This window comes from Oceanobacillus oncorhynchi, assembly GCF_000821065.1.
Taxonomy (GTDB): Bacteria; Bacillota; Bacilli; order Bacillales; family Amphibacillaceae; genus Oceanobacillus; species Oceanobacillus oncorhynchi.
Map to the genome: position 1 here is coordinate 2,878,374 of NZ_CDGG01000001.1, position 13,631 is coordinate 2,892,004.

The following is a 13,631-nucleotide window of genomic DNA, read 5'->3' on the forward strand; positions in this document are numbered from 1 at the left end:
CATGAAGCTGCCTTTTAGTATAAAAGAAAAGCAAAAAAACCCGAAGAAAACGAAAAAGATAAAAGTAAGAACGATTGGGAAACGAAAAAAATCCGTGTTGTTTTTATGGATATTGCTTCTTAGTAGTCTTGCGTTTGGGATCTACAAAAACTTTACAGCGATTGACCAGCATACGATCCATGAAAGAGAAATTATAGAAAGCCGTATTCAAGATACAACTGCCATTGAAAGTTTTACAAGAAACTTTGTAACAGACTACTATTCTTGGGAAAATGAAACTGAAGCATTGGAAGAACGAACCGAAAAATTGAAAGATTATTTAACCGAAGAATTGCAAGCTTTAAATAGTGATATGATTCGAGAGGATATTCCTACTAGTTCTACTGTAAAAGATATAAATATTTGGTCAATAACGGAAGAAACAGAAAATACGTTTTCCGTCATTTATTCCGTACAGCAAGAAATCATGGAAGATAAAGACAGCTCATTAACAAGTTCAACTTATCGTATTGTACTCTATCAAGATGAACAAAAGAATCTGGTCATTACGCAAAACCCTACTCTGTGGAATAAGCCCGAAAAATCTAATTTTACACCAGAACAAGTGGAAAGTGATGGAACGGTAGAATCAGAAACGGCAGAAGAAGTCATGGAGTTTTTAGTGACGTTCTTTTCCTCTTACCCAACAGCAACGAATCAAGAACTTGCTTATTATGTGAAGAACAATGCCTTACCAGCCATTGAAAAAGATTATACGTTTTCTGAGCTTGTAAATCCAGTATTTCAAGAACAAGATAATCAAATTAAAGTATGGGTTACTGTAAAGTATTTGGATAATACCACAAAAGCAACACAACTTTCACAATATGACCTCACATTAGAGAAAGATTCTAACTGGATGGTTGTTGAATAAGAAGATTTTTAGCCGGAAAGTATAAAGAATCACTACCTGTTCAATCTACAATAAATAGGTGATGATTGCCATTTGTTATTATCAGATTTAAATGCTCACCATGAAGTTTAGTGAATGGATAGTTTTTTAACACTAAATTGTTGTCTATAGATTATAGAGTGTGGTTATATCAAAATCTCCTTAAGTGCTGACTTTATACTAGAGGGCACAGTATAATTGATTAAACATTTTTTCACAATGTATGATTAAAAAATAGTAAGGATTTGATGTTATTTAAAAAAACAGAAAGGAATCTACTTGCTCATCAGTTAAATCGAAAGTTATATTTTGCAGAAATAGAAGAAAAATTAATTAAAGTCACCTATTGCCTAATGGCAGATGATCTATATACGGTAGATCATGCTATTCCTGAATTAATTAAGATAATTGACCAATTAGAACTAGAAAAACGGGCAATAATGAATGAAATTGGACGATTAGAGGATTCTGATGGTCGAGCATAGTAATATAGAAATAAAAGAAATTTTGTATAAAGAGTATGAAAAAATGTATAAGCGATCATCACTTGCTCTGTTTGGTACTAGACAAGTGGTGATCGCTTTATACAACCAAATTTCATATATTTTCTTAACATCTTAATTACTTAAAATCAATGATTTATTCTAATGTAAATAAATATGCCATTTGTGAGGAGTCATAAAGCAAATTATCAATACTTATTTTGGTTGGGTAGGAAACTCATATTCCAAGATTTAATAATTGAAAGAAATTTATCCTTCATGATATTCAAATAAATACTTGAATGATTAGAAGAAAAGGACTATACTATAATCAAATAAACATTTGAATGTAATGGAGTGAAGAAAATGAGTAATAAAGATATGTGTGAAATTTTTTGTTATGACGAAGAAAAAGTCAATCGAATACAAGAAGATTTGCTACAACATGATATTTATAGTATTTCTCGATTATTTAAAATACTTGCAGATGAAAATAGAGCAAAGATTTCCTATGCTCTATGTCAAGAGGACGAGTTATGTGTATGTGACATCGCCAACATTATTGGTTCTTCGATAGCTACAGCTTCTCATCATTTACGAACTCTTCATAAACAAGAAATTGTGACATATCGCAAGGAAGGAAAATTAGCATTTTATTCATTGGAGAATGAACAAATTAAACAATTAATGGCCATTACGCTGGTTCAGAAGAAGGAAGTGGAAGCAAATGTCTGAATCATTACCGAAAGAAACAATGAGCACTTATCGTGTGCAAGGGTTTAGTTGTGCAAGCTGTGCCCAAACCTTTGAAGATAACGTAAAAGCATTAGAAGGTGTACAAGAGGCCAAAGTAAACTTTGGAGCCTCTAAAATTTCCGTTTACGGGGAAGCAACAACAGAGGATCTAGAAAAAGCAGGAGCTTTTGAAAATCTTAAGGTGACTGCTGAATATGGAGGGAAAGACCCAAAAAGTGAAGAGCTTGATAAGGAGGAAAAAATTCCATTTTATAAAAAACATAGTACATTACTGTACTCGACCTTATTTATGGCTTTCGGTTTCCTTTCTATGTTTGTAAACGGAAATGAAAATATCGTTACAGCATTGTTATTTATCACATCTATGTTAGTAGGCGGATTATCGCTGTTTAGAGTGGGTTTGCAAAACTTAATTCGATTCCAGTTTGACATGAGAACCCTCATGACAGTTGCTGTAATCGGTGGTGTCATTATTGGGGAATGGGCGGAGGTTGCCATTGTCGTTATACTCTTTGCTATTAGTGAAGCGCTGGAACGGTTTTCCATGGATAGAGCAAGGCAATCCATCCATTCATTAATGGATATTGCACCAAAGGAAGCTATTGTCAGACGGAATGGACAAGAAATAACTATTCATGTAAATGATATTGCAATTGGGGATATTATGCTTGTTAAACCAGGGCAAAAAATTGCTATGGATGGTGTCATTGTAAATGGATATTCGTCTATTAACCAAGCAGCGATAACAGGCGAATCGGTTCCTGTTGAAAAAGCCGTTGACGATGAAGTATTTGCAGGAACGCTTAATGAAGAAGGGCTGCTTGAGGTCAAAATTACAAAGCTTGTTGAAGACACAACGATATCAAAAATTATCCATTTAGTGGAGGAAGCGCAAGGAGAACGTGCGCCGTCTCAAGCTTTTGTGGATAAATTTGCTAAATATTATACGCCAAGCATTATGGTTATTGCAGCATTAGTAGCTATCGTGCCGCCTTTATTCTTTGATGGAAGTTGGGGGAACTGGGTGTACCTAGGTCTAGCCACGCTGGTTGTTGGATGTCCTTGTGCGTTGGTTATTTCGACTCCCATTTCGATTGTTTCAGCAATCGGCAATGCTGCAAAAAAAGGTGTTCTGGTCAAAGGCGGTGTCTACTTAGAAGAAATAGGCGGATTAAAAGCCATTGCATTTGATAAAACAGGAACACTCACGAAAGGCGTTCCCGTTGTAACAGATTTTAACTTATTAAATAAACAGGTAGAAGAGAAAGAGCTGCTTTCCATCATTACAGCGCTTGAATACCGTTCGCAACACCCTCTTGCTTCAGCAATTATGAAAAAAGCAGAGCAAGAAAATATCCCGTACTCAGATATAAGTGTAACAGACTTTTCTTCTATTACAGGCCGGGGTATAAAAGGAATTGTAAAAGGAACAACCTATTATATAGGAAGCCCAAAACTCTTCAAGGAATTATTTGTTCCTGATTTTAGCCAAGATTTTGAAGATAAGGTTAAAAATCTTCAAAATCAAGGGAAAACGGCCATGATTATTGGAACGGAAGAAAATATACTTGCCGTTATTGCAGTTGCTGATGAAGTACGTGAAACCAGCAAACATGTGATTCAAAAGTTACATCAGTTAGGTCTCAAAAAGACAATTATGTTGACTGGTGATAATAAAGGTACTGCTGATGCAATCGGTACACACGTAGGCGTATCTGATATTCAAGCAGAATTAATGCCGCAGGATAAATTGGACTATATTAAACAATTGAGAGCGGAGTATGGTAATGTAGCCATGGTTGGTGATGGTGTCAATGATGCCCCAGCATTAGCAGCTTCTTCAGTTGGAATAGCAATGGGCGGTGCTGGTACAGATACAGCACTTGAAACGGCAGATGTTGCTCTTATGGGTGATGATTTAAGAAAGCTTCCGTTTACTGTTAAACTCAGTCGTAAAACACTAAATATCATCAAAGCGAACATTACCTTTGCTATTGCTATTAAAATAGTGGCCTTACTGTTGGTTATTCCGGGTTGGTTAACTCTGTGGATTGCCATTCTATCTGATATGGGAGCAACCCTTTTAGTTGCTTTAAATGGATTGAGGCTTATGAGGGTAAAAGAATAAAATGAACAGAGCTCTCTATACATCGGGAGCCCTTCAAGATTATATTTAAAATTAAGCGGGTGCATGCTAATGGGTACAACAGTCTTATCTGCTATTGTAGTTTATATAGCGACAGGAATTGATTATTTAATTATTTTAATGCTTTTGTTTACGCAGTCAGTTAAACAAAAGCAAACAAAGCATATCATTGTAGGGCAATATTTAGGTACAGCAATCATTATATTGATAAGTTTGTTGGCAGCTTTCGGTGCAAACTTTATTCCACAACAGTGGGTTATAGGCTTGCTTGGACTATTACCAATATATTTAGGTATAAAAGTATGGCTTAAGGGTGAGGAAGATTCAGATGAGAGCAACATTTTATCTCTTTTATCATCTGAACGATTTAATCAACTATTTCTAACTGTCACCTTTATTGTATTAGCTTCTAGTGCTGATGACTTTTCCATTTATATTCCGTATTTTACAACATTAAATATAGTTGAAATTGCAGTTGTCAGTCTCGTCTTTTTCATCATGGTGGGGGTCTTATGTTATGTCAGCTATCAAATGGCATCTATGAAATATATCTCAGAGAAAATTGAGAAATATGAACGCTGGATTGTCCCGATTGTTTTCATAGGTTTAGGGATTTATATTATGATGGAGAATGGCACCTTCAGCGCATTATTTTCGATTTTCTCAAATTAGAAGATAAAAATATTTCTTATAGGGAGATATTCAATGGAATATGAAGTTATTGTAATTGGTGGAGGGCAAGCAGGGTTAGCTATGGGATATTCGCTAAAACAGAAAAATGTAAGTTTTATAATTATTGATGAGAATGAGCAAACGGGCATTTCTTGGCGAAAACGTTATGATTCATTACGCTTATTTACTCCTAGGAATTACAGCCAATTACATGGGTTTCATGTTCGAGGAGATCCAAAAGGCTTTCCAGATAAAAATGAAATGGCAGATTACTTAAACGTATTTAGAATAAAGAATGACTTGCCGATAGTTCATAATGAAAAAGTCATAAAACTATCAAAAAATGGGGAGAAAAAGTTCTCAGTAATCACTCAAAGTAAAACGTATAAAGCTAAACAAATAGTTGTTGCCACTGGAGCTTTTTACAATCCTTTTGTTCCAAACATTCATGATGGTACAGCAAGTTTTGATATCCATGCTTCTAAATATCGTAACCCTTCCCAAATACCTAAAGGTAATGTTTTAATCATAGGTGCAGGTAATACAGGCGTTCAAATTGCGGCGGAATTAAATAAAACACATCAGGTTACATTGTCCCAAAGTAAACCAATGAAAAGTGTTCCTCAGGTTATTGCTGGAAGAAGTCTCTTTTGGTGGTTAGAAAAATTCCGAATTGGTCGGGCAAAGCCAAATTCTTTTATAGGAAAAATATTAAGGGAAAGAGAGCCGTTAATAGGAAATGACTATAAAACGGTTAAAAAAAATGTAGAAATCGTAGGCAGGCTAATAGAAATTAAAGAAGGTAAGGCATGCTTTAATAATGGTATATCTAAACAGGTTCAAAATGTGATATGGGCAACTGGTTATCGCAATGATTATTCATGGATACAAATCGAAGGAGCTTTAAGTAGTCACGGGAGACCGTTACACTGTTTTGGTGTTACTAATGTAGTTGGATTGTATTTCATAGGGCTAAGCTGGCAGAGTAAAAGAAGCTCAGCCCTTCTATATGGTGTTAGTGATGATGCAAAATATATAGCTGAAAAAATTCAGCAGCAAGAAATGTAAAAGCAAAAACTATCGAGATATTATTATGAGCAAATTAAGGAAACTTTCATTATAGTTAAATTTGCTATTAATTATAACATGTATATATAGGCAGTAACTTAAGGTCAGTAAAAGCTATAGATTTGAATAGATGTAAAGAAAATTACATATATCTATAATCACACCTAAAACGTCATCTGTCGGTAAATACCGTTCAAATGACGTTTTAAGTGTGATTATCTAATGAGAAATCAAGTGATTTAATGTGAACTTTCTTTGCTATCGGTTCTCTCTTTTTATGCAATTTAATAAATAGAAAGATGAGATAAGAAAATATAGAACCTCGAAAGGAGATTATTCTTACATTAAACTAAAGAACATTTACTTTACTAGTTTTCTAATTCTCAATAAACTTTGAGATACTATCGCCAATACTGGTAATTCTATTAAGGGACCAATTATAAGTGCAAGAGCAATTAGTGGTTGGTCTGGGAAAGCTGTTACTACTATTGCTAAAGCAACAGGTGAATTTCTTGCAATAGTTGTCATATTTAAACTTACTGTATCTTCATAGCTAAACTTAAATACTTTTCCTACCGTTTGAGCAACAAAAAAGTTTATTATGAAAAATAGTAAAAGTGGAATAAGGATTAAAAAGATCACTTCCAAATTATTTATTAAATAATAGCCTTGCGAGGCAAACATTGCTACAATAGCTAAACACAAAAATACAATTTGTGATAAGGAAAAAAATGGAATTAATTTCTTTTCTAAGAATGCCTTCTTCTTATTAAATAAATAACGTGTTATATTGGCTAGTAAAAATGGGACAAATAAGACAAAGATGATACTTTCTATTATAGTGGATAACCCAACTGTCTCCATTGTGCCTGCAAAAATGAATAAATAAGCCGGCAGCAACATAACTTGCAAAATTAAGTTAACTGGTAATACCGATGTGGAAAGAGACATATTCCCTCTCGCAATGGATGTAAAGATTAAATACCAATCTGTACATGGAGTAACAAGAAATAAAATAAAACCGAGCCATAAAGCTGGATGATCAGATAAAAAAATTGCTCCTAATCCCCATGCTAACATTGGTGTCCATACAAAATTAAGTACAGTACTTGTACCTAAGAATTTTACGTTTTTTAAAGCAGCTTTAAGGTTTTGTAATGGAATAGTTAAAAATAACCCATACAGCATGAATAATAAAAATGGAAGAATAAAAGTTTCTGCATTCTTTTCAAAGATACTATACTGTCCTAAAAATAGTCCTACTCCTACAGCTATCAAAATCACTACGGATTGAAATTTTTCAATAAAATTCATATAATAATCTCCTTCACATAATGGAGGTAGATGTGCACAACCGACCTTTTGTTTTAACTGTACATGAACTTTTAAAATATAGCATTATAGATATTGACTCCGAATTTAGAAGGAGAGATTGAATTGAACAAGGAACAATGGAAAGCAATCAAAAATAACGATGAAAAATATGATGGTATGTTTTATTATGCCTTATCGACAACCAAAACAGTGTGTCGTCCTTCTTGTACAGCTAGAACTCCTAACCCAAAACATGTCATTATCTATAAAGATTTAAATTCAGCTATTAACGAAGGATTCAGACCTTGTACTAGATGTAAGTCAAATCAAATGGATTGGCTAGGATATAAAGAGGAAATCACAAAAGATGTACTGAAATATATACAAGAACACTATAAAGAAAAGATAACTTTAAAATTGCTAGGTAATATTTTGAATAAAAATCCCTACTATATACAACGTAGTTTTAAAGAAATAAAGGGAAAAACTCCCTTAAATTATATACACGAACTAAGAATGGAAGAAGCCAAAAGGTTATTTTTCTTTAAAGAATTATCAATAACAGATATTGCCTTAGAAGTTGGGTATAGTGACAGTACTCAATTCTCTGTAAAGTTTAAAAGACATCAGGGAGTCTCGCCAACTAATTATAGAAATTCATTATTGGAAAAACAATAGTAATCAAAACAGACTACATGTTTTTATAGAATTATAAACCTTTATTACAAAACCAATAAATACACTTAAAACGTCATTTGATCGGTATTAACCGACAGATGGCTTTTTTGATGTTAGCTAAAAAATAATAGGAGTGATTTACAATGAACGTTTCTCATTCTCGTCCTCTCCTTGTTCTAGTTTTTTTGTAGCTCTATTAAATGAAAAATAAAATTATGAAGAAAAGAGGTAATCTAGATGTAATTAAAATATGTGATTCCGAACATGGAAAAAAACTTTGGAACTATGGAATTGCAGGAGAAGGTCAGATGAACAAAGTTGCATTAACTTACATATGAAAACATTTTTTCGACGCTATAACCTTTATTGGGATATTTAGCGAGCGGATGATATTGAAGTAAGAAGTTGAAGAACAATTTTTAAAAGCCGAACGAGAAATAAAATTAGTCAATGCACATATTACCGCAGAAGGTTATACAATCGAAGATCATGGTTTTACAAATTACATTTTACATGCTATGGCAACTTGATTATGTTAAACTTTAACCTATTAAAGTTCAATTAATAAAATTTACTTGCATTTTGCAAATAAATATTGTATAACAAATAAAAGAGGTGATTTAAATATGGAAAATACTCGTGACCTTTTTCAAATGATAACACGTCGATTTGGTCTTTTGAATAAAAATTGTTGTTCAGCAGATGGACTTGATATCTCATTAATTCAAAGCCATATTCTTTATGAAATCAATCGTCAACTCGCTCCGTCTGTCCAAGAAGTTGCAGAAGCCTTAGGGACGGATATTACTACTTTTAGTCGTCAGGTTCAATCTTTAATAAAAATGAATTTAGTTAATAAGACACCAAGTCTAAATGATCGCCGTATTCATACGCTTGAGTTAACGGCGGAAGGAACGAATATAGCTGAAATCATTGACGAACAGATAAATACTTATTTAGAAGAAATATTTGCCCATATGACTGATTTTGAAAAAGAAACGGTGCTTCGCTCTATTCAGCTACTTAATAATACAATGGGTAAAATTGGTTCTTGCTGTGCTCCTGCTCCAAGATAGATAAATTTATAAAAAAATAATGCTTGCATTTTGCAAATAAAAGGAGGAACAAAATGATTTATGACTCTATCATCATTGGTGGAGGACAGGCTGGCCTTGCGTCGGGGTATTACTTAACAAAATACGGATTGAATTATTTAATACTTGAGGCAAATACGCAAGCAACTGGTTCATGGTCTTATTATTATGATAGTTTAAAGCTCTTTTCTCCTGCACGTTTATCTTCTTTACCAGGCATGAGAATGAAAAATGACAAGCGAGGTTATCCAACCAAAAAAGATGTTATAAGTTACTTGAACACCTACACCAAACGTTTTAAATTGCCCATCTTAACTAATCAACGGGTTTATGAGGTCAGTCGTAACCAAAAAGGATTTTCTATTGAAACTTCTGACGGAAAATCCTATAAAGCAAAAACGATTATTAATGCTACCGGTTCTTTTCATAATCCTTATTTACCACAAATGAATGGCATGAATACTTTTCGTGGCAATTATCTTCATTCTTCTTCCTATCAAAAGCCTGATCAGTATATTGGTCAAAGAGTAATCGTTGTTGGAAGTGGAAACTCAGCTGTTCAGATTGCTATGGAATTATCAGAAGTGAGTAACACTACACTTGCAGTTCGTAAGTCTGTGCAGTTAGTAAAACAAAAAATATTAGGAATAGATTTACACTATTGGGTGAAGGCAATCGGCTTTGATAAGTTTCCTTTCTGGAGGTTCGGAAAAGCAGTTCCAATTCCTAGCTCAACAGTTGATTTGGCTGGATACAAAGAAAAGTTAGAAGTTGGTAACCCTAATCAAAAAAAGATGTTCGAACGTTTCTATTCTGATGGTGTTGTCTGGTCAGAAGGCAACCAAGAGCCTGTAGACACTGTGATTTTCGCTACAGGATATCGTTCTGATTTTGGATATCTAAAGACAATAGAAAAATTTGATGTGGAGGGAAGACCACTACAGAAAGCTGGTATCAGTCAAAATACTCCCGGACTTTATTATGTTGGACTTGAAGGGCAACGATCTTTTTCTTCTGCGACATTAAGAGGGGGAGGCTCTGATAGTAAGTTCGTAATAAAGCATATAAAACAGAATTTATAAAGAAGATAGGATAACAATGGAGAAATAATTAGTGAAAATTTAGGAGGATGATGAACGTGAAACCTATAGAAATTAAAACAAATTGTTGTCAACCGCAAGAAGAACTACAACAAGTAAGCAATCATCAATATAACAAACATTTACCTATTGCAGTCATTGGTGCTGGACCAGTAGGTCTTGCCGCGACAGCCCATTTAGTTAGTTACGACCAACCTTTTATTTTATTAGAATCCGGCTCTAAAGTGGGAGAGAATATTTTAACATGGGGGCATGTCCAAGTCTTTTCACCTTGGAAATATAATATTGATAAGACGGCATTGAAGCTTCTTAAAAAACAAGATTGGAATGTACCGAATCAAAATGAATTACCTACTGGTAAAGAGTTAGTTGACCAATACTTAAAACCGTTATCGAATACACCAGAAATCAAAAATTCTTTGTTTATGAATACTAAGGTTATTTCCATTAGCCGCAAAAATACAGATAAAATGAAAACAGCTAATCGAGATCAACAACCTTTTGTGATTTATGCAGAACAAGGTAACGAACTGGTACAATTTGAAGCAAGAGCAGTCATAGATGCGACCGGAACTTGGGGAAACCCTAATCCTGCAAATTCAAATGGAATATGGTTAAAAGAAGAGAAAGATATAAAAAATCAAATTTTCTATGGCATTCCAGATATTCTTGGTAAAGATAAGGACCGTTATCTAAACAAACGTGTTGCTGTTGTCGGAAGTGGTCATTCTGCTATTAATTCGTTATTGGAATTAGCAAAATTAAAAGAAGAACATCCTGCAACGGAAATTATATGGATTTTAAGGAAAAACAGCGTAAAAGATGCATTTGGAGGAGAAGAACTGGATGCACTTGAGGCAAGAGGAGCATTAGGAAGTCATATACACAATTTAGTAGATGCAAATACATTTGAAGTAATTACTCCTTTTAGAATTCAACGTATACATGAAAAAGAAGGCAAAATAGAGCTTATAGGAGAATCGAAAGGAGAGTTAACAACGATTTCAGATATAGATGAGATGGTTGTTAATACTGGCAATCGTCCAGACTTCTCCAATTCAAGTGAGCTGAGAACCCGTATTGATACAGCAACAGAAAGTGTTAAAGACCTTGCACCTTTAATTGATCCAAATATACACAGTTGCGGAACAGTACGCCCGCATGGAGAAAAAGAATTGCGACAACCTGAAAAGGATTTTTATATCGTGGGAGCAAAAAGTTATGGTCGGGCACCAACATTCCTAATGGCAACTGGACATGAACAGGTTCGATCCATTGTAGCTTATTTATCGGGGGATTATGAAGCCTCTGAGAAAGTCGAACTGGAATTACCTGAAACTGGTGTATGTAGTACGAATTTAAATGCTGCCAATTCGTGTTGCTGAAATAAAAAACAAAGGGAAAGTATCATTTACTTTCCCTCCCTTTTTGGAGGTGGTCTGAATGATTATTAATAAAGGCGGAGATTTAAGCAAAGAATACTTTATGGCATATTTTTCTTTGCTTATGAACAGCAGACAATGTACTTTAGAGAAGGCAAAGGAAATCACGTTTGATCGTCTATTTCGCAATGATGAAAATACGTTTGGAAACATTTCTTTTCAACATTTTATGGAAGCCTATGAGGAATTAAAAGAATAGGAAATAAGATTGCACTAAATTTTTTTATTTGAATATATAAGTGTATAGTTATATACTTATATTATTATTTCATAAAAAGGGGGATTTAAATGCTGCAAACTACAATTGAATTGGAGAAAGCTGCTGGTATTTTAAAATTACTTGGCGATAAAACAAGGCTGACTATGCTGAAATTAATTAATGAACAAACTTGTTGTGTTTGTGAGTTCGTTGAAATATTTCAGTCCAGTCAACCATCCATTAGCCAACATTTACGCAAACTGAAAGATTTGGGGTTAGTGAAGGAAGAAAGAAAAGGACAATGGATATTTTATACGGTTAATAGTAAGAGTGAGTATTATTCATTTATCAAACCGATTTTGAATCAATTACCCGATCAAGATGATAAATTAAAAGAACTGGAAGAGAAAGGCACACGAATTTCTTGTTGTTAGGTTTGGAGGTCTTATTTTGTCAGCAACACTTATACTCGCCATTATAATATTTGTTTTAACCCTAGTCCTAGTCATTTGGCAGCCAAAGAATTTAAATATTGGATGGTCTGCCATGGGAGGAGCTATTATTGCTTTACTCGTAGGAGTAGTGGGATTTAGTGATGTACTTGAAGTTATTGGCATCACTTGGAATGCAACATTATCATTTGTCGCCATTATTCTTATTTCATTAGTATTAGATGAAATTGGATTATTTGAATGGGCAGCATTACATATGGCACGGATAGCAAAAGGGCATGGAATAAAGATGTTTGTATATATTAGCATTTTGGGTGCAATTGTCGCAGCTTTATTTGCGAATGATGGTGCAGCACTCATTCTAACACCGATTGTACTTGCGATGGTACGTCATTTGAATTTCAAAGAAAAAATGATTTTTCCATTTATCATGGCAAGTGGGTTTATCGCTGATACGACATCTTTACCGTTTATTGTTAGTAATTTAGTTAACATCGTTTCAGCCGATTTCTTTGGTATCGGTTTTGTCGAATATGCTTCAAGAATGATTATTCCAAATTTATTCTCTTTAATCGCAACGATTTCGGTATTATTAATTTATTTTAGAAAAAACATACCTAGAGATTATGATGTATCAAAATTAAGAACACCAAATGAGGCGATCAGGGACTTAAAAATGTTTCGCCTATCATGGCTTATACTTGGTATATTAGTAATTGGGTACTTTACGAGTGAATTTGTTAATGTACCTGTTTCTATTATTGCTGGGGTCATTGCGATTTTCTTTATTTTGATGGCAAGACGCAGTACCGCTGTTAATACAAAAGAAGTAATTAAAGGGGCACCATGGAATATTGTATTCTTCTCCATTGGAATGTACGTGGTGGTCTATGGATTAGGGAATGCAGGGCTTACATCGGCACTTGCAAGTATGATTCAAACCGTAGCTGACCAAGGTTTATTTGTTGGAACGGTTGCCATGGGATTTATTGCAGCATTCCTATCCTCCATTATGAATAACATGCCTACCGTAATGATTAATGCATTAGCCATTGCGGAAACAAATACATCTGGTGTGTTACGTGAAGCACTTATTTATGCGAATGTAGTTGGATCAGATTTAGGTCCCAAAATCACACCGATTGGTTCTCTGGCAACATTAGTATGGCTGTATGTATTATCACAAAAAGGCGTTAAGATTTCATGGGGAACTTATTTTAAAACAGGTATTATTTTAACCCTTCCTATCTTATTGATTACATTAGTAGGACTATATTTAACACTGATTCTATTTTAA

15 protein-coding genes are annotated in these 13,631 nt (G+C 34.1%); 14 read left to right on the forward strand and 1 reads right to left on the reverse strand.

Annotated features, from left to right (window positions below):
* Position 1 precedes the first annotated feature (1 nt).
* The 6 genes from BN997_RS13770 (at position 2) to BN997_RS13795 (ending at position 6,055) form a co-directional block, all read left to right on the forward strand.
* The gene (locus BN997_RS13770; protein WP_042533105.1) at positions 2 to 913 is read left to right on the forward strand and encodes a conjugal transfer protein; all 912 of its coding nucleotides are present in this window, start codon (positions 2 to 4) and stop codon (positions 911 to 913) included.
* 266 nt (positions 914 to 1,179) lie between these two features.
* A complete protein-coding gene (locus BN997_RS13775; protein WP_042533107.1) occupies positions 1,180 to 1,416 on the forward strand; it encodes a hypothetical protein in 237 nt (78 codons plus the stop codon).
* 363 nt (positions 1,417 to 1,779) lie between these two features.
* Positions 1,780 to 2,148: an ArsR/SmtB family transcription factor gene (locus BN997_RS13780; protein WP_042533109.1), complete on the forward strand. Its 369-nt coding sequence runs from the start codon at positions 1,780 to 1,782 to the stop codon at positions 2,146 to 2,148.
* Positions 2,141 to 4,297 carry a heavy metal translocating P-type ATPase gene (locus tag BN997_RS13785; protein WP_042533111.1) on the forward strand — a complete coding sequence of 719 codons (2,157 nt, stop codon included), beginning with the start codon at positions 2,141 to 2,143 and terminating at the stop codon, positions 4,295 to 4,297. The genes BN997_RS13780 and BN997_RS13785 overlap by 8 nt, the downstream gene beginning before the upstream one ends.
* A gap of 69 nt (positions 4,298 to 4,366) precedes the next feature.
* A complete protein-coding gene (locus BN997_RS13790; RefSeq protein WP_042533113.1) occupies positions 4,367 to 4,987 on the forward strand; it encodes a CadD family cadmium resistance transporter in 621 nt (206 codons plus the stop codon).
* Positions 4,988 to 5,020: 33 nt separating this feature from the next.
* Entirely contained in the window at positions 5,021 to 6,055 is a 1,035-nt protein-coding gene (locus tag BN997_RS13795) for a flavin-containing monooxygenase (RefSeq protein ID WP_042533115.1), read from the forward strand.
* A 360-nt stretch (positions 6,056 to 6,415) separates the two neighbouring features.
* Here the strand turns inward: BN997_RS13795 and BN997_RS13800 are convergent, their stop codons facing one another.
* Positions 6,416 to 7,369 carry an arsenic resistance protein gene (locus tag BN997_RS13800; protein ID WP_042533117.1) on the reverse strand — a complete coding sequence of 318 codons (954 nt, stop codon included), beginning with the start codon at positions 7,367 to 7,369 and terminating at the stop codon, positions 6,416 to 6,418.
* 123 nt (positions 7,370 to 7,492) lie between these two features.
* Here BN997_RS13800 and BN997_RS13805 point away from each other — a divergent pair, with 123 nt between their 5' ends.
* The 8 genes from BN997_RS13805 to BN997_RS13835 all read left to right on the forward strand — a co-directional run bounded on the left by BN997_RS13805 (position 7,493) and on the right by BN997_RS13835 (position 13,631).
* Positions 7,493 to 8,047 carry an Ada metal-binding domain-containing protein gene (locus BN997_RS13805; protein WP_078059879.1) on the forward strand — a complete coding sequence of 185 codons (555 nt, stop codon included), beginning with the start codon at positions 7,493 to 7,495 and terminating at the stop codon, positions 8,045 to 8,047.
* Between the two features lie 458 nt (positions 8,048 to 8,505).
* Positions 8,506 to 8,577, forward strand: coding sequence for a hypothetical protein (locus BN997_RS23855; RefSeq protein WP_425311627.1), 72 nt, complete (start codon positions 8,506 to 8,508; stop codon positions 8,575 to 8,577).
* Positions 8,578 to 8,673: 96 nt separating this feature from the next.
* Positions 8,674 to 9,123 (forward strand): MarR family winged helix-turn-helix transcriptional regulator, encoded by a 450-nt coding sequence (locus BN997_RS13810; protein WP_042533119.1) that lies wholly within the window; start codon positions 8,674 to 8,676, stop codon positions 9,121 to 9,123.
* Positions 9,124 to 9,176: 53 nt separating this feature from the next.
* Positions 9,177 to 10,223: a flavin-containing monooxygenase gene (locus tag BN997_RS13815; RefSeq protein ID WP_042533120.1), complete on the forward strand. Its 1,047-nt coding sequence runs from the start codon at positions 9,177 to 9,179 to the stop codon at positions 10,221 to 10,223.
* A gap of 56 nt (positions 10,224 to 10,279) precedes the next feature.
* Entirely contained in the window at positions 10,280 to 11,626 is a 1,347-nt protein-coding gene (locus BN997_RS13820; RefSeq protein ID WP_235817428.1) for an NAD(P)-binding domain-containing protein, read from the forward strand.
* Between the two features lie 58 nt (positions 11,627 to 11,684).
* Positions 11,685 to 11,882, forward strand: a complete 198-nt coding sequence (locus BN997_RS13825; protein ID WP_042533122.1) for a hypothetical protein — start codon at positions 11,685 to 11,687, stop codon at positions 11,880 to 11,882.
* 89 nt (positions 11,883 to 11,971) lie between these two features.
* Positions 11,972 to 12,316: an ArsR/SmtB family transcription factor gene (locus BN997_RS13830; protein ID WP_042533123.1), complete on the forward strand. Its 345-nt coding sequence runs from the start codon at positions 11,972 to 11,974 to the stop codon at positions 12,314 to 12,316.
* 16 nt (positions 12,317 to 12,332) lie between these two features.
* On the forward strand, positions 12,333 to 13,631 hold the full coding sequence (locus BN997_RS13835) for an arsenic transporter (protein WP_042533125.1): 1,299 nt from the start codon (positions 12,333 to 12,335) through the stop codon (positions 13,629 to 13,631).